Source organism: Methanobrevibacter ruminantium, from assembly GCF_016294135.1.
Lineage (GTDB): Archaea > Methanobacteriota > Methanobacteria > Methanobacteriales > Methanobacteriaceae > Methanobrevibacter > Methanobrevibacter ruminantium_A.
In genome coordinates this window covers 1-13,604 of record NZ_JAEDCO010000019.1, presented here as the reverse complement: position 1 = coordinate 13,604, position 13,604 = coordinate 1, and the positions used below count along the sequence as shown (strand labels likewise).

The window sequence follows — 13,604 nt, the reverse complement described above, 5'->3', positions numbered from 1 at the left end:
ACAAAAAAATTTTATTAAATTATTATAAAAGAAGGTGTCTATATTGATTGATGAAATAACTGATTTCTTATTTGGTTTGAAAATGACCATTATTTCAGCTATATTTCTTGTAATCGCTGTTATTTTCATGATACTTGGAATTGACACTCCAATTTACCTAAACCCTGCGTGGGGTGCGGTAATAATAAGTGGTATTCCAATGTTATTATTGGCTTTAACCAGATTAATCCGTGAAAAGTGGATTTCATCTGCACTTCTTATTGCAATCGCTATGGTGGCATCACTCTTGATTGGTGAGATATTTGCAGCAGGTGAAGTTGCATGGATTATGGCTTTAGGTGCTCTTTTAGAAGACTGGACAGTTGAAAGAGCTAAAAAAGGTTTAAGAAATCTTATTAATTTAACTCCACAAACAGGTAGAAGAATTGTGGATGGCAAGGAAGAAATGATTTCCGTTGATGAGATTAAAATCGGAGATACTTTGAGAATTCTTCCTGGTGAAAGCGTACCTGTTGACGGTGAAATTATAAACGGTACCTCTTCTCTTGATCAATCCATCATGACTGGTGAATCATTGCCGATTGATAAGGATGTGGGGGATGAGGTGTTCTGCGGTACCATGAATTTGTATGGTGCAATTGACATTAAGGCAACCAGTTTAGGTGAAAACTCTTCACTTCAAAAGTTGATTGACCTTGTAAAGGCAGCTGATGAAAAGCAAGCTCCAACTCAAAGGATTGCAGACAAATGGGCAACATGGCTTGTTCCTGTTGCATTGATAATTGCAATTGCAGCATGGCTCATTACAGGAAACATTGAAAGGGGAGTAACAGTCCTCGTAGTATTCTGTCCATGTGCATTGATACTTGCTACACCAACTGCAATTATGGCAGCTATTGGTCAGGCAACAAAATATGGAGTGCTCATTAAATCTGGTGAAGCTTTAGAAACTCTCGGTGGATTGAATACATTAGTGTTCGATAAAACAGGTACTTTAACTTACGGTAATTTAGCAGTTTCGGATATTATTTCCTTGAAAGATGATTTAGATGAAATGGATGTTTTGAACATAGTTGCCTCTTGTGAGGAATTAAGTGAGCATCCATTGGCTAAAGCTGTTGTAGACAAAGCAAAAGAAGTTGAAATTGATATTGAAGAACCACAAGACTTTAAGATGTTCCCTGGAAAAGGGGTAAGTTGTAAGAACTCTTATGGTCAAGTATATGCAGGAAACTCCAAATTTTTATCAGGAAATAATATTGATTTTAATGTTGATAGTGAACTAAACCAGTTAAAACATGAAGGTAAGGCTTCAATTATCGTTGCTTTGAATGATGGTGTAGTCGGTTTGATTGGATTGTCTGATGTAATACGTGAAGATTCCAAAAACATGATTGAGAACTTGCATGAATTGGGAACTGAAACAATATTGCTTACAGGAGATAATACAGAAACTGCTAATTATTTTGCTTCTCAAGTTGGAATTGGAAAGGTATATGGAAACTTGCTTCCTCAAGAAAAGCTTGATTGGATTGAAAAGCTCAAAAGTGAAGGCAAGAAAGTCTGTATGATTGGTGATGGTGTAAATGATGCACCTGCACTCAAGACTGCTGATGTAAGTGTAGCAATGGGCTCTGTAGGAAGTGATGTTGCTATTGAAGCAGCAGATATTGCACTTTTAGGTGATGACATCGGTAAGATTCCATATCTTAAAAAGCTTTCAAATTCAACCTTGTTTACAATCAAGGCAAACATTATCCTTTCCATGACAATCAATGCAGTGGCTATTGTATGTTCCGTTTTAGGATTATTGAATCCGGTTACTGGAGCTATTGTTCACAATGCAGGATCATGTCTTGTAGTATTGAATGCAGCGTTACTGTATGACAGGAAATTTGATGATTCAATTAAGAAAATCGATACTGAAAATGTGGAACACAGCCATTATCATTTCCACAATGATGGAGAGCACTCACATTCTCATGACGGCATTAAGATAATTGATGAAATCGAAACTGAAAGTGGAATTAAGCATATGCATGCTCACAAGCATGCTTTAAGCAGACAAAGTTGTGGAACCTATCACAACTAGTCTTTTTTATTTCTTTTTTTATTTTATTTCTTTTTTCTACTCTTTTTATCTATTATTTTTTCAAACATTTTTTTTTTCATTGATTTATAAAAATTTATTAACATTAAAGTTTATACTAACTATAACAATGTTTTAAATAATTCGAATTATTCAAAATTTGATTTAAATTAGTTGTGAGGGATTATTATGGAATTGGATTCAAATGAAGTAGTAAATAAAATTGAAGAATACAGAAAGGATTACAGTTGTTCACAAGCAACTCTTATGGGAATTTGTGATGTTGCAGGTATGCCTACTGAAGAATTGGCTCTTCTTGCAAAAGGATTCTCTGGAGGAATTGGTGGAACATTCTCTGAAGGAACCTGTGGTGCTGTAACTGGGGCTGTAATGGCTTTAGGTCTTTTAGGTGCAGATGAAAAGCAAATCATTTCCGCTTCCAAAAAATTATTCAATGAATTCAAGGACAAGTATGAATCTGTAACATGCGGATACATCTCAAAAGATGGGGATGACAAATCTCCATGTGTTGAAGTATGCTTATTTGCAGGTGAAAAGGTCTGCGAATACTTAAAAGAATAATTTTTTCTTTATTTTTTTATTATTTTTTTATTATTTAGATTAATAATTGTTAATTTTTTAGTTTTGGAGTGAGAAAATGAAAGTTTTACTAATTAATGGAAGTCCTCATAAGGAAGGATGCACTTTTACAGCACTGACTGAAATCAAAAACCAATTGGAAAAAGAGGGTGTTGACAGTGAAATCTTCTGGATTGGAAACAAACCTGTTAGAGGTTGCATAGCTTGTCTCAAATGCGGTCATAACAATGGAAAATGTGCATTTGACGATGATCCAGCAAATGAAATAATTGATAAGCTAATAGAATCTGATGGAGTGATTATAGGTTCTCCAGTTTATTATGCTGGTCCTAATGGTGCATTATGCGCTATACTTGATAGGGTTTTCTATGCTGCAAGTGCTAACTTTAAATTCAAACCGGGAGCTTCTATCGTAAGCTGCCGTAGAGGCGGTGCAAGTGCAAGCTTTGACAGATTGAACAAGTACTTCACAATTTCAAATATGCCTATTGTTGCATCACAATATTGGAATAGTGTTCATGGAAACACTCCTGAAGAAGTCAAGCAAGATTTGGAAGGTCTCCAAACCATGAGAACATTGGCAACCAATATGGCTTGGATTTTAAAATCACTTGAAAATAGAGAATTGCCTAAGCATGAGGAAGAAAAACAAAGAACTAATTTTATTAGATAATCTGATATTTTTCTTTTAATTGCTAATATGATAATATTTATATTTATTAAAAAAGAAATATCATTATTGTGTAAATCTTAAAATTATTTGCTATGTTTTAAAAAATTTAGGAGTAATTCTATGGATACTGGAAATAAAATAATTATTATTTTACTTATCTTGATTGCAATTGCTGCACTTGTTTGCGGTTTCCTTTTCATATCTAATGGATTAGGGGATTCAGAAGATACAGAATTGCAAGAAAATGTAACTAATGTTACTAATACAACAATTAATGAAACAGAGAATTTAACAGTTGATGATGGCACAGATACCAGTGTTAGCACTAGTTCCTCATCTTCAGGCTCTACTGTAAGATATAGTTCTAGTTCCTCAAGTTCTAGCCATTCTGCAAGTCCAAGTCATTCTGGAAGTTCTAGTTCCTCAAGTTCTAATGGTTCTGGTTCTGGTTCTAGTGATTCAGGTTCCAGTGGTTCTGGTTCTAGTGATTCAGGTTCTGGGTCCTCTGGTGGAGGATTTTCTGATGGTGGAGGCTCATCTGATGGTGGAGGATCTTCTTCAGGAGCTACTGATTTAGGATAATTAATTATCCATTAATTCTTTTTTTCATTTTTTATGTTTTTCTCACTTTCTTTTTCTATCATTTTTATTTTTAGATTTTTAATTATTTTTTAAATTTTATCAAATTTTTAAATCCATTTTAAATTAATTTTTTAATAGTTTTAACATTATTTTTCCTGTAATTTTTAAGCAATTTTCATACTTAATTAGATTATCTAAATATGATTTTTTATCTTTCATTTTAATGCTTTATTTTCCATTTTACCTTTGATTTGTACTTTATTCTTCAAAATAAGAATGTTCTATTTTTTAAAAAATCTTTTTTTAATTATATATTAATATTATATATGATATGGGATTTTATTTTTTCTGTTTTTCAATTTAAAAAGCGTTGTTTATTGCTTTTTTAATTAAATTCTCTTAATTTTGTTTATATTTCATTTATTTGATTATTATTTTATTATATTTTAATAAAATACATATGGGTAGTTCTTTATTTATCTAATAAAGCATTATTAGATTGTTTTTAATTTTATCTAATAATATTTCTTTTTTTCTTATTTAATTTAATATTTTTTATTATTTTTTATAAATAAATATCAAATATATTTCATTTTCTAATTTAACTATTATTTGCTCGTTATAGTAGATTTAACCTAATGATATCTTTCTAATTAAATTTTTTTTTAAGAGAAACATTTATATTATATTAATTAAAAATTTTTATATAACATTAAAAAAGATTATTTTACTTAGAAAAAATTTCTAAATTCTTTAATTCTTATAAAAAATATTATTATGAAAATTTATTTTTAAAATAATAATTAGCATTATTTTATTTATTATGTTAATTCATCTTTTTTAATGTATTGAGGTGAAAAAATTTCGACTAAAAACAGAGCATTGCTTTTGTTGATTTTTTCATTGTTTATTTTGACAATGGCATCAGTATCAGCAAGTGATGCAAGTGACATAAATGATAATCAGAATTATCTTTCAGAAAATGAGGATTCAGTGAGTGATGATTTAAGTAGTCAATATGAGGATTTATCTGCTATTGATTCCGATTCTGCAGAGGATGGTTTAGAAATATTAAACAATACTAATTCTGAATCTAATGAATTATCTGATGCTACTGATTCAGGCAGTGAAGACCCTGTTGAACCTACTAAAAACTCTACTTCCATTGTGAGTTCCAGTTCAAGTGTAGTTAACGGATATGATTATTCAGTCACTTTAATGGATAATAACGGAAACGTTTTATCTGGAAAAGATTTGATCTTCACATTCAATGGAAAAAATTATACTAAGACTACTAACTCTAATGGTGTTGCAAAATTAAATATTAATGCAAAAGCAGGTAGCTATGTAATTGGGGTTATTTTTGAAGGTGATGAATTGTATGAAAATTCATCATTATCAAATAGTATAACTGTTAGCAAGACTCCAACAACTATTTCAAGCTCCACTAAAGATGCAGTTAAAGGTTACTCCTATTCAGTAGTTTTAAAAGATAAAAATGGGAATGTATTAGCATCAAAACCAGTAACCCTTACTTATAATGGCAAGACTTATAAGTTAACTACCAATTCTAAAGGTATTGTTAGTTTCACTATTACAGGTACTGTAGGAAAAACTTATAAATTAACTTATAAATTTGCTGGAGATAGTTATTTTGCAGCATATTCAGGTTATATGAATCTTAAGGTCAAAAAGCCTACAAAAATAGTTGGATTTAATGCTCGTATAGTTAAAGGGGCTAAATATAGTGTTACTTTAAGAGATTCTAGTAATAAAGCTTTATCTAAAAAGACTGTTACTATTACATTCAATGGCAAGACTTATACTAGGACTACCACTACTAAAGGAGTTGTAAGTTTAGTTTTAAATGTGGTTCCTGGAAAAAATTATAATATAAATTATAAATATGCCGGCAGTTCTTATTATGCGCCATCTTCTAAAACAGTATCTGTATATATTAAAACCCCTACTAAATTAACCAATTCTGGTAGTTCTGTAGGTAAAGGAAAATATTATTACGTTACTTTGAAAGATTATAACGGCAATGTTTTATCTAATAAAACTGTAGTTCTTAAATACAGAGGAAAAACTTATAAGAAAACTACTAATTCCAAAGGGGTTGTTAGTTTAAAAATCAATTCCGCGATTGGTTATACTTATAAATTAACTTACGAATATTCTGGAAGCATTTATTATGGTTCTAGTTCCGGCTCAGTAAATCTTAAAACTAAGATGGCTACTACTTTAACCGGATCTTCTTCAATCATTGTTAAAGGAAATGCATACAATGTTACTTTAAAAGATGGAAATGGCAAAGCATTATCCAAAAAGACTGTGACTTTTGTCTTTAATGGCAATACTTATACTAGAACTACTAATTCTAAAGGTGTAGCTAGTTTAACTATTAGTTCTCAGGCAGGTAAAACTTATAAATTATCTTATAGTTATGCAGGAAGTTCCTATTATAACAGATCATCTTCTGGAAATATTAATTTGGCAGTAAAGCTTTCAACTTCACTTAAGAATTCCGGTAATTCCATTATGAATAACAGTTCTTATGTAGTGACCTTGAAAGATGGTGACGGTAATGGAATATCTGGCAAAACCCTGACATTTACTCTTGATGGGAATACCATCAAGAATACCACTGACTCCAAGGGTCAAGTTCATTTATTAATGTCAGAAAGTTCTCCTAGAATTGTTGCATTGACTTATAAGTTTGATGGTGATAGTCTATACTCTGCTTCATCAGGATCTGTCAATCTTGATGTTAAGTCAGACAAAGTTTTCACATTTAATCAGATTGCTCAATCAGCAAGTAATTTAAGGAGTTTTGTAGAGCTTAAGGGCTATGTTCCGAATAACCTTTCTGTAAATGGAATAACTGTTAATATTACCAGCTTTGCATATTTAATGGCTAAATCAGTGGAAAATATTAATAATGGTAAAAAACTTGATGTAGATGTTATTGCTATTAATTCCTCATATGCTAATGGAAGCTGTTTATCCTTTAATGCTGCTTTAAATAAAAGCGATTACCTTGCTTTAGCTAATAAATTAATTAATTTTTCAATTAATGAAAATAGGCTTCCAAACACTATAAGTACAAGTGAAGGTTTAGTGTCTCCTGATTTATACATATTTGGACTTTCAAAAGCTTTAGACTTTTATAGGATTAACAATAGGTTGCCAAATTATGTTACTTTCAATGCAGAGGATGTTAACGGTACACCTGGTTCAGATGTCACTAAAAGAGAAAATTCCTCACAATATAAGAAGGGTTTAAATGAGATACAGTCTTTAACTTCCTCTCAACTAGCACAATATTTGGTTTCTTCTGGAAATGATGCGCTAAATTCTCAAATCAAGACTTTGGCTAATCAATTGACTTCAGGAAAATCTAGTGTTTGGGCTAAAGCAGAGGCTATATTCAATTGGGTCAGAGATAATATAGACTATGAATATTATGCAAACACCAAGTATAAAGCAACAGGAACTTTAAGTAATAAGAGAGGTAACTGTTGTGACCATGCAAATTTGATTGTGGCTCTTTGTAGGGCAGCAGACATACCTGCTAGATATTCACATGGTAAGAACTGTAAATTCTCAAGTGGTTTGGTGACAGGTCATGTGTGGGCACAAATTTATGTTGATGGTGTCTGGTATTCTGCTGATGCAACAAGCAGCAGAAATAAATTAGGTAATATTCAGAATTGGAATACCACTTCATTTGACCCTCATGGTCAGTATGTCCATTTATCTTTCTAAATTGGATATGACTGATCTTTAATCTTTTCTTTTTTTATTTTTAATTTTTTCCACTTTACTTAAATTTTCTATTTTTTAAAATTTTTCAATAATTTTTTCTTTCATTATATTCATTATGAGTATGATAATTTTAATGCTTGTGATTTTATAATCGATTTAATTAATCTTATTTTAATTTATTTTAGTAGTTGTACTATTTTTATATTATAATGTCCGCATTCATCTACATATCCCCTATACTTTAACCAATTTTCATTGAAAAAATAATATTTAAATAATTTAAGTATGATATATTATACTGTTTAAAGAAATTTATACGAGGCGTAAAATGGCAAATAATGGACATGGACATCATGGAGCTGCAAATTTGACTCCTGAACAACAAAAGCAAATGATTGAACAGGAATTAAGGCTCTTTGAACATATGAAAAATATCAAATATAAAATAGCTGTTATGAGTGGAAAAGGTGGAGTAGGTAAATCCACAGTAGCCGCTAACTTGGCAGAAGCTTTCCAGAAAAAAGGATTATTAACTGGTATACTTGATGCAGACATTCACGGACCAAACATTCCTAAGATGTTGGGGGTTGAAGGTAAGGATGTTATGATTGAACATGGGGAAATGATTCCTGTAATGAGCAATAATGGAATCAAGGTCATGTCAATGGGATTCTTGATAGACTCTCAAGACACTCCAATCATTTGGAGAGGTCCTCAAAAATCAGGATCAATCAAGCAGTTCATGGCAGACACTGCATGGGGAGACCTTGATGTCTTGATTATTGACAATCCTCCTGGAACTGGTGACGAACCGTTGACTGTGCTTCAATCATTGCCTAATGTTGATGCAGTCATTATGGTAACCACACCAAATAGCCTATCACAGGAAGATGTATTGAAATGTGTAGGTATGGTTAAGATGCTAAACATTGAGGATATTGGACTTATTGAGAATATGTCCTATTATGTATGCCCTCATTGTGGTGAAAAAACCAATATATTTGGTGAGTCCCAAGGTGAAAAGTTTGCAACTGATATGGGAGTTGTTTATTTGGGCAATTTGCCTTTAACTGAACAGGTTCCGGAATCTGCAAATCAGGACAGCACTATGGTAAATAGTTATGCGGATTCTGAAGTCAGTCAAAAGTTTTCTGAAATAATTGACAATATCCGATTAGCATTTTTGGATGATGAATAATCAATTCAATCATCTTTTTCTTTTTTTATTTTTTTATTAATTCATTTTTTATAATCATTTTTTATGTATTCTTTTTTAATGTGGGGGTTTCATTTTTTATAATCATTTTTTATGCTATTTTTTTTAATTTGGGGGGTTTCTTCTTCTCTCATTGCTTTTTTATTATTTTAATTATTATTTAATTTAATTAAGTATTTTTAAACAATTTTAATCATTATGGCTGTTTTTTAAAACAGATTAAGATAATTTTATATAGTTTATAAAACATAGATTAATATATAAAATTGTATGGTTTTTTTAATCAATTTTATGCTTTAAAAATCAATTTAAAGGCTATAATTATAAGTTATAAATAAATTATCTTTTTAGCCTTAAGGTATTTAGAGGTGTTTGTATGACTATATTGGATGGTATTTTAGAAGATAACAAGAAATTTGTCGAAAACTTTGAAGGGGAGGAAATGTCTCACCATGCACAAAAGAAGTTAGCTATTCTCACTTGTATGGATTGCAGATTAATCGACTTCTTTGAACCAGCTTTAGGACTTAAAAGAGGAGATGCAAAAATAGTCAGAAATGCAGGAAACTCCATTGTAGGAGAAGATGCAATCAGATCTATTGGTGCTGCATTGTACAATCTCGGTGCTGAAGAGGTATTGGTTGTAGGCCACACTGAATGTGGTATGGCTGGTGCTGATGCAGATGCATTGAAGGAAAAGATGCTTGCAAGAGGCATTAAAGAGGAAGACATTGCAAAATATGACTTGGCAGAATGGATTGGTGGATTTGAATCTGAAGAGGCAAATGTGCTTGATGTTGTTGACAAGATCAAAAATCACCCATTGATTCCAGATGTTCCAGTGCATGGTCTTATAATTGACATTGTAACTGGAGAATTAAAAGTCTTGAAAGAAGACTATTAATGCAAACCTTTATATATGGCGGTGTTTATAATATAATATCCGACATGTATGAAAAGTTAGATTAATTTCAATAATATTCATAATATCTGATTAAAATTAGTATAAGTTTTTAGAAAAGTTTGAAAAATTTTTTCTAAAATCTTTTATTTTTATTGAAACCACCTAAAATTAATTTATTTCACCAAATTAGATTAATTTATCATATATTACTAAAAATAATCAATTTTGCAAATGTTAATTATTATAATTGTAACTGTAGTACTGTTGCCATCAATAATGGGGCTATCAAGTTCCCAAACATACATTATACCACGACTTGGATTCGTGCTAGCTTATGCCAAAAGCTTAGCTTTCAATTAATAACCAGTTAATTGAATTGTAGAAAAATCAAACATCATCAAAATCATACTTTATAGGACGCTTTCTTTTTTAGTTCTATTTTTCATTGCAATAGTATTTAATTACTATTTAGTAGTCAACTTTATTATCCCACTTTATTAATAAAACCATATCCCACCTATTTATTCATAAGTTTTGATAATGGAGTAGTTATTTGAATTACATGATTAAAGGAAGAGAAATGAGCGTAAATGAATCTATTATTAAAAACAAAGCATCCAACTGTAGAACTAATTTTAAAAATGAACTTGGAGAAAAGGAATATTCCAATCTCATAAGGAAACAATCCAGACGTAGAAGATCTTCTAGCTTCGAAGACAGTGAAGTTCAAGCAGTCACTTGTCCAGTTTGTGGATCCACCGAGTTTTTCATGGACACAGTCCGTTCTGAAAAATCCTGTAAGAAATGTGGTTTGGTTGTTGAAGAGAACATTATCGATTCCACCTTTAGAGGAACCGCAAGAGATAAGGATGGTAATTTCCATGGTCAAAATGGTGCACCTAAGAACATGGCTATTCATGATGGTGGATTGTCCACCACTTTTGATGTCAATAAAGGACACTTGAATGACAAAACTAGATGGTACCGTTTAAGAAGATTGAATAACCAAGCTCGTGTAAGTGACTCTCAAAGTAGAAACTTGGCCAGGGCATTCACTGAATTGGGAGTGATCGTTTCCAATTTGTCCCTTTCAAAAGATGTAAGGTATGAATCTGTAAACATTTACAGAAATGCTTTGGATGAGGATTTAATCAGAGGCAGAAGCATTTCCAAACTTTTGGTTGCTACCGTCTACATTGCATGCAGACTCTGTAAAGTTCCACGTACTTTAGATGAAGTCGAGAAAGCTACTGGAATAAACCAAAAGACCATTAGTAAGAATTACAGGTTCTTAGCAAGGAAATTAGGTATTAAGTTAACTCCTATATCTCCGAATGATTACATTCCAAGATTTGCTAGCAGATTAGGATTATCTTCCCAAGTGGAAGTTAGATCCATTGAAATCATTAACGATGCAAAAGACTTGGGATTAACTTCAGGAAAAGATCCTGCAAGTGTTGCAGCTGCAACTTTGTACGGAACTTCCATGTTGTTTGGTGAACGTAAGACTCAAACTGAGATTGCAAAAACCCTTGGTGTAACTGAAGTTACCATTAGAAACAGATTTAAGGAATTAAACAGTAAATTAGACTTTGTATAAGTTTAATCCTGTTTAATATTTAATTTTTTAACTATTTTTATTCTATTTCAGTATTCTATTTTTTTAGTATTATATTTTTTAGTATTATATTTTTTTGAGAATTCCTATTTTTAAAATATTTTTTTAGCTATTTCCATCCCATTCTATTTTTATTAAACCTCATTTGCAGGGCTTCTGCTTAAGAGTATTAATGCCACTATTGTAATGGCTACTCCACAAACCATTAGTACTGTAGGCATTTCCATATAGAATATCATTCCAAATGCAAGAGCAGCTATTGGCTCTCCAGATGATAATATAACTGCTGTTCCCGCATCCATATGATTCAATGAAATAGTAATGAATACATAAGGCAATGCGAATGAGACTAATGAATGCAACAATAGGAATAATACATTTGGAACTGGATTCAAGCTAACGAAATTAGCAATTTGAGTGAAACTGGTAAATGGGATTGTCACTATTGTGATTGTAATCAATGAATATAAAAGTATTGTAAATGTATGCCTTCCCATATCAATTGATTTCCTTGATGTAACTGAGTAGATTGCCCAGAAAATTGCAGATCCAATACCTGCAATTATTCCTATCCATGAAATGTCAATTGAATTTTCCTCAAGAAGTCCAGTAACCAATGTACATCCGATTAGTACAAGAATCACGCATAATACTTTAATTGAAGTGATTTTTTCTTTAAACAGGAAATATTCCAATACCAAAACAAAAACAGGTGCAGTACTTAAGAGTATAGCTGCAAGGGATAATGGGACAGTATTGATTGAACTATTGTAACATAAGTTCAATCCGAGAATGCATAGTCCACACAGTACAAATAATGGGATATCCTCTTTATTTATCTTCAATAGGCTTTTATCAGTTAGGAATATTGCTATAGCTATGTATAAAATAGCTATTGAAAATCTTAAAAAAAGCAATGTGGTTGAATCCACTCCATTTTCAGTTAATGTTCTGACAAATATTCCAGTAGATCCAAACATTATTCCTGCAATGATTGGTAAAAGCAAGTATATCTTCTTCATTATTTCACTTATTTTTTTTAATTCATTATATTTTATCTATCTCATTTTATTTATTTTCATCGATTAATTTGGGGATTATTCCCATATTTTTTTACAAATTCCAATTAGAAATGAGTACATTTATATATTTTGTATGACAATTTAATAGTATACAAAAGTAATTTATGTATTACATTACTGAATTATTTTTATATTTTTAGAATATTTTAATTTTAATCGGGGGAGAAAAATGCCGGGAAATGAAGAAAATAATGAGCAAAAAAGCAATAACTATGAATTTGACAACTCTGGATTCAAAGCTAAGGATTACAAGGATGCAGATGAGTTTGATATTTGGGATTTAGAACAGATATTCAAAGACAGAGTTAAGATATTGCAAGATCTAAACACTGAATTCTGGGATGCTTATGAAGATTCAAAAACTGTTGCTTCTGGAAGAAAAGCTGGTGAAAAGGAAAGATTACAGCCTTTAAGTGTTAGAGTGAAACCTCATACCAAAAAATTCCTTAAAGAGGAATCAATTCTTTCAGCAAGAGAGATCTTGGAAATCTATGAAGATTATAACAATGGCAGTGAAGATTATATCAACTCATTAAAAAGAGATGAAATGCTTCTTAAGGAAGAGCTATCTGAAATCGAATTGAAATTGCAAAATGCAAAAGAGTTTACAGAAAAGCTTAATGACATCAAGGAAGCAAAACAAAAAAGAAATGAAAAGATCACTATTGATATTGAATAATATCTGTGGCTTTTTACTTTCTTTACTTTTTTTTATTTTATTTTAATTTCTTTGATTTGTTTTTATTTTTTACTTTTTTTAATTAATTTGACTTATTTTCAAAAACTTTTATTTATTAGTAATTTCTAATTAATTTTGAGGATTGGTTATGATAATAGAAAAAGTTTCTAAAAATGAGGAATGGGAAGACTACTTTATAAAAAGCAAATCCTCCAATAAGCATTACATTATCACTTTTGACCTTTTAGAGGATACTGTCAGCTGTGGCTGTGAAGACTTTAAATACCGTAGGGAAAACCTAAAATTTGGAGGAGTCAAAGTAAGCGATAAGGAAAATCATTGCAAGCACATAAAAAAGATTTTAGAAATTAGAGATAAGTTAAAATAAGTTAA

The 13,604-nt window shown here is 31.0% G+C and carries 11 protein-coding genes; 10 read left to right on the top strand and 1 reads right to left on the bottom strand.

Annotation, left to right across the window (positions count from 1 at the left end):
* Positions 1–43 precede the first annotated feature (43 nt).
* The 8 genes from VW161_RS05660 (at position 44) to VW161_RS05625 (ending at position 11,432) form a co-directional block, all read left to right on the top strand.
* Positions 44–2,092, top strand: a complete 2,049-nt coding sequence (locus VW161_RS05660) for a heavy metal translocating P-type ATPase (protein ID WP_304163079.1) — start codon at positions 44–46, stop codon at positions 2,090–2,092.
* Positions 2,093–2,278: 186 nt separating this feature from the next.
* Positions 2,279–2,671, top strand: a complete 393-nt coding sequence (locus tag VW161_RS05655) for a C-GCAxxG-C-C family protein (RefSeq protein WP_304105586.1) — start codon at positions 2,279–2,281, stop codon at positions 2,669–2,671.
* A gap of 76 nt (positions 2,672–2,747) precedes the next feature.
* Positions 2,748–3,362: a flavodoxin family protein gene (locus VW161_RS05650; protein ID WP_304105583.1), complete on the top strand. Its 615-nt coding sequence runs from the start codon at positions 2,748–2,750 to the stop codon at positions 3,360–3,362.
* A gap of 120 nt (positions 3,363–3,482) precedes the next feature.
* Positions 3,483–3,944 carry a hypothetical protein gene (locus VW161_RS05645; RefSeq protein WP_325192780.1) on the top strand — a complete coding sequence of 154 codons (462 nt, stop codon included), beginning with the start codon at positions 3,483–3,485 and terminating at the stop codon, positions 3,942–3,944.
* A gap of 918 nt (positions 3,945–4,862) precedes the next feature.
* Positions 4,863–7,712, top strand: a complete 2,850-nt coding sequence (locus VW161_RS05640) for a transglutaminase domain-containing protein (RefSeq protein ID WP_325192779.1) — start codon at positions 4,863–4,865, stop codon at positions 7,710–7,712.
* A 328-nt stretch (positions 7,713–8,040) separates the two neighbouring features.
* On the top strand, positions 8,041–8,910 hold the full coding sequence (locus VW161_RS05635; RefSeq protein WP_304086274.1) for an Mrp/NBP35 family ATP-binding protein: 870 nt from the start codon (positions 8,041–8,043) through the stop codon (positions 8,908–8,910).
* 394 nt (positions 8,911–9,304) lie between these two features.
* Positions 9,305–9,832 carry a beta-class carbonic anhydrase gene (locus VW161_RS05630; RefSeq protein WP_292787443.1) on the top strand — a complete coding sequence of 176 codons (528 nt, stop codon included), beginning with the start codon at positions 9,305–9,307 and terminating at the stop codon, positions 9,830–9,832.
* A 562-nt stretch (positions 9,833–10,394) separates the two neighbouring features.
* The gene (locus VW161_RS05625; protein WP_304103253.1) at positions 10,395–11,432 is read left to right on the top strand and encodes a transcription initiation factor IIB; all 1,038 of its coding nucleotides are present in this window, start codon (positions 10,395–10,397) and stop codon (positions 11,430–11,432) included.
* A 152-nt stretch (positions 11,433–11,584) separates the two neighbouring features.
* Here the strand turns inward: VW161_RS05625 and VW161_RS05620 are convergent, their stop codons facing one another.
* On the bottom strand, positions 11,585–12,472 hold the full coding sequence (locus tag VW161_RS05620; protein ID WP_304094002.1) for a DMT family transporter: 888 nt from the start codon (positions 12,470–12,472) through the stop codon (positions 11,585–11,587).
* 229 nt (positions 12,473–12,701) lie between these two features.
* On the opposite strand from VW161_RS05620, the gene VW161_RS05615 reads away from it, so the two are divergent.
* Entirely contained in the window at positions 12,702–13,211 is a 510-nt protein-coding gene (locus VW161_RS05615) for a hypothetical protein (protein ID WP_304086268.1), read from the top strand.
* A 148-nt stretch (positions 13,212–13,359) separates the two neighbouring features.
* Positions 13,360–13,599, top strand: a complete 240-nt coding sequence (locus tag VW161_RS05610; protein ID WP_304093997.1) for a hypothetical protein — start codon at positions 13,360–13,362, stop codon at positions 13,597–13,599.
* The last annotated feature ends 5 nt before the right edge of the window (positions 13,600–13,604 follow it).

What these genes read in the sequence shown, in the direction of transcription:
- VW161_RS05655 (WP_304105586.1), top strand. Translation starts at nt 2,279, where the DNA reads ATGGAATTGGATTCAAATGAAGTAGTAAATAAAATTGAAGAATACAGA.
- VW161_RS05650 (WP_304105583.1), top strand. Translation starts at nt 2,748, where the DNA reads ATGAAAGTTTTACTAATTAATGGAAGTCCTCATAAGGAAGGATGCACT.
- VW161_RS05645 (WP_325192780.1), top strand. Translation starts at nt 3,483, where the DNA reads ATGGATACTGGAAATAAAATAATTATTATTTTACTTATCTTGATTGCA.
- VW161_RS05640 (WP_325192779.1), top strand. Translation starts at nt 4,863, where the DNA reads ATGGCATCAGTATCAGCAAGTGATGCAAGTGACATAAATGATAATCAG.
- VW161_RS05635 (WP_304086274.1), top strand. Translation starts at nt 8,041, where the DNA reads ATGGCAAATAATGGACATGGACATCATGGAGCTGCAAATTTGACTCCT.
- VW161_RS05630 (WP_292787443.1), top strand. Translation starts at nt 9,305, where the DNA reads ATGACTATATTGGATGGTATTTTAGAAGATAACAAGAAATTTGTCGAA.
- VW161_RS05625 (WP_304103253.1), top strand. Translation starts at nt 10,395, where the DNA reads ATGATTAAAGGAAGAGAAATGAGCGTAAATGAATCTATTATTAAAAAC.
- VW161_RS05620 (WP_304094002.1), bottom strand. Translation starts at nt 12,472, where the DNA reads ATGAAGAAGATATACTTGCTTTTACCAATCATTGCAGGAATAATGTTT.
- VW161_RS05615 (WP_304086268.1), top strand. Translation starts at nt 12,702, where the DNA reads ATGCCGGGAAATGAAGAAAATAATGAGCAAAAAAGCAATAACTATGAA.
- VW161_RS05610 (WP_304093997.1), top strand. Translation starts at nt 13,360, where the DNA reads ATGATAATAGAAAAAGTTTCTAAAAATGAGGAATGGGAAGACTACTTT.